We start from the raw sequence: 3,022 nt of genomic DNA, 5'->3' as shown, positions 1-3,022 counted from the left end.
CTAAACCTCTCGCTCGGACTCGGAGGCATAGAACACGGCGGACCCCGCCCCTGCCCGTGCTCGAAATCGCCTGTATATGCACTTCGTCTACGTCGAAGCAGCGCCCAAATCTCTGGTCTGGAACGCGCCGATCAGCACAGCGTGCGGCTCACCTCGTCCGCACCCGGAATCACTCGGACGCCGACGGTCGTGCGACGAATCCCCAAGCTCCCACTCATTGACGTCTCCCAGCATCTCGAAATCTGAAATCGGACATCTCGAACATCTGGTGAAGCAACGCGGGCTCACATGCAAACAGCAATCTCGCGCAGTCTAGCGACTTCGCAGCACTTACTTCCGATCTTTCGCCGGGCCTTCGGCAGTGCGTGGTCGGGTTCGGATCGGTTTCCGGCGGCTGATCGGCGACCGGCGGGCAACACAGGGTGGCCCGCTCCGCAGGTGTCTGCCGGGTTCCACGGGCGCGGGGGTACGTCCTTTCGCGGGTTGCAGGAGAGTCGTGCGAGTCGGCCCTGCGGCAGGCGGTCGGGTGCGGTGATCAGCAGGCTGGTGCGGGGAGCATGCCGGGACAGGCGCAGGTGGGTGCCGCGGGCGTGCCATGCGAGTTCGGCCGGTGACAAGAATGGTTGCAGGCGTAGGGTTTTGGACTCCCAGCGGCGGGTTGATCGGTCGCGCAGGGCGATCGTCGCAGCCAGGCGTGCAGTGCCAGGGCGAAGCGCTGCCGAACCATCGTCCCGGGCAGGGAACGCGTGCCTGCCCGGGACGATGGTTCGGCGTCAGCCGGTGCGCGGGCGCCGGTCACCCGGACGCCCGATCAGACGTAGGTGTAGGACACCCCATTGCTGGTTCCACCCGAGCCGGTGACGGTGACCTGCACCGTGCCCGTCCCCGGAGGCGCGATCGCGGTGAGTTGCGTGCTGGAATCCACGGTGAAGGTAGTGGCGGTGGAGCCGAACCGCACCGTGAGGGGGCCGGTGAACCCGGTGCCGGTGATCGTGACGCTGTTGCCGCCCGAGGCGGGCCCCGTAGCCGGAGAGAGGGACGTGATGGTGGGCACGACGACATAGGTGTAGGTCACCCCGTTGCTGGTTCCGCCCGGGGCGGTGACCGTGATCTGCACGATGCCGGTTCCGGCGGGCGCGACAGCAGTGATCTGCGTGTCCGAGTCGACCGTGAATGAGGTTGCGGCCGTGCCACCGAAGCTGACTGCGGTGACGCCTGTCAGATTGGTGCCGGTGAGGGTGACCGTGTTCCCGCCGGTGGTCGGCCCCTGTGTGGGACTCACACTGGTCAGGGAAGGAACCGGAAGATAGGTGTAGGACACGCCGTTACTGGTTCCCCCCGAGGATGTGGTGACGGTGACCTGCACCGTACCCGACCCGGGAGGGGCGATAGCCGTGATCTGCGTGGAGGAGTCCACCGTGAAGCTGGCCGCCACCGTACCGAACTTCACGCTGGTGACGATAGGGACGAACCCGGTGCCGGTAATCGTGACACTGGTATTCCCCGACGCAGGCCCGGAGGTCGGAGAGAGGGAAGTGATGGTGGGCATGAGTATCTTTCCTTCGAGAGTCGATCAGAGCCCGGTCCGACCCTGAGGCAGTGGGCCGGGGCAGAGTGTGACGCTGCCGGGAGCCGGTCCCGGGCAGTGGCACGAGAGCCCGACCGCTGCCATAGCGGTACTGCCGATGACGTTGCCAGCGGTCGGTAATGCGGCTCACCGGTACGGTGACGCAGTTGCATTTCGAGCAGGAGGCGTCGCCAGGTTCACGCCGCCACTCTCGCCATTGTTTTGGAATTGGCTACATTTCCCCTCGCAGAAATTCGACTTGGAATAAAACCATCCCCAACATACGCCTGAGAAAATCGGAGCGCAAGAATCCGTCCCGAATGCGAGCCGCGAGTACGAGCAGGTCAGCGATGGTTTCCGGGTAGTTTTCACGATTTCCAACGTCAATTTATCGTGAATTCCAACGGCGTTTTATCACCAATTTCGACAGCACTTCGGCTCGAGTTATCGACAACCTGCGACAACATGGGCGATGCACACCATTTCCGAATCCGGAACGTTTGTTTCTCACATACGGTCCGGGCCCTCCGATGGGTCCGAAGCGGGGCGCCGGCGAGCCATTTGCCGAGCAGCGCAGCGGCAGGTGCGGTGCGAGTCGGGGGGATCGGTCGGTCAGCGGGGGTCGGTGGGTTCGGTTGCCTTGGCACGGGCACCGCGATAGCTGTGAGTGCCGGTCTCGATGATGTTGCCGCCGAAGGTAAGTCGGTCGATGATGGCGGCGCAGAGCCCCGCGTCGGTGAATGTTGCCGACCAGTCGGCGAAGGTGCGGTTGGAGACGATCGCGACCGACTTCCCCTCCTCACGTTCGGTCAATACCTGAAACAGCAATTCGGCGCCGCGTCGGTCCAGCTCTGTGTAGCCGAGTTCGTCGATGCAGAGGAGGTCGACGCCGCTGTAGCGGGCGATGGTGTTGGTGAGCCGTTTGTTGTCGACGGCCTCGATCAGTTTGTTGACCAGCCTGGCAGCCAGGGTGTACCTGACGCGGTATCCGGCCTTCGCCGCCTCGGTGCCCAACGCGATGAGCAGATGGGACTTCCCGGTGCCGGAGTCACCGATCAGGCACAACGGCTGCCCGTCCTTGACCCATTCGCAGGTAGCGAGAGTACGGATCACGGCAGGGTCGACACTCGGGTTGGCACCGAAATCGAAGTCGCGCAACGTTTTGGAGCGAGGGAACCCCGCGGCCTTGACGAGCCATTCGGAGCGGCGGCGGGCTGTCAGCTGTTCCGTCTGTAGCTGTGGTCTCCGTTCGCGGACATAGGCACTGACTCGCTGATACGACACGTCCCTCATGCCGTGCTCCTCGAGCAAACGGTGATAGATCCGGGTCGCCGTGTGTTGTTGCCTACGAGGCACATCCAGATCGGCGCGCAGCACATCGTCGATGAACGGCTTGTAGGGATCCAGCTTCTGCGGTCGCGGCGGATACTCCTTACGCGGCTCAGGCCACACCGA

2 protein-coding genes are annotated in these 3,022 nt (G+C 63.9%); both read right to left on the bottom strand.

Going from position 1 to position 3,022, the window contains the following annotated elements; genetic code table 11:
* Positions 1-811: 811 nt before the first annotated feature.
* Positions 812-1,549 carry an IPT/TIG domain-containing protein gene (locus ACRWNM_RS27265; protein WP_431970947.1) on the bottom strand — a complete coding sequence of 246 codons (738 nt, stop codon included), beginning with the start codon at positions 1,547-1,549 and terminating at the stop codon, positions 812-814.
* A gap of 630 nt (positions 1,550-2,179) precedes the next feature.
* Positions 2,180-2,941 carry an IS21-like element helper ATPase IstB gene (gene istB / locus ACRWNM_RS27260; protein ID WP_431970991.1) on the bottom strand — a complete coding sequence of 254 codons (762 nt, stop codon included), beginning with the start codon at positions 2,939-2,941 and terminating at the stop codon, positions 2,180-2,182.
* Positions 2,942-3,022 lie beyond the last annotated feature (81 nt).

This window comes from Nocardia sp. bgisy134, from assembly GCF_965341865.1.
Taxonomy (GTDB): Bacteria; Actinomycetota; Actinomycetes; order Mycobacteriales; family Mycobacteriaceae; genus Nocardia.
The sequence above is the reverse complement of the archived record's forward strand: the minus strand, read 5'-3'. Positions and strand labels throughout refer to the sequence as shown.

Excerpts from the sequence above, each read along its gene's own strand:
- ACRWNM_RS27265 (WP_431970947.1), bottom strand. The coding sequence starts at position 1,549 with ATGCCCACCATCACTTCCCTCTCTCCGACCTCCGGGCCTGCGTCGGGG.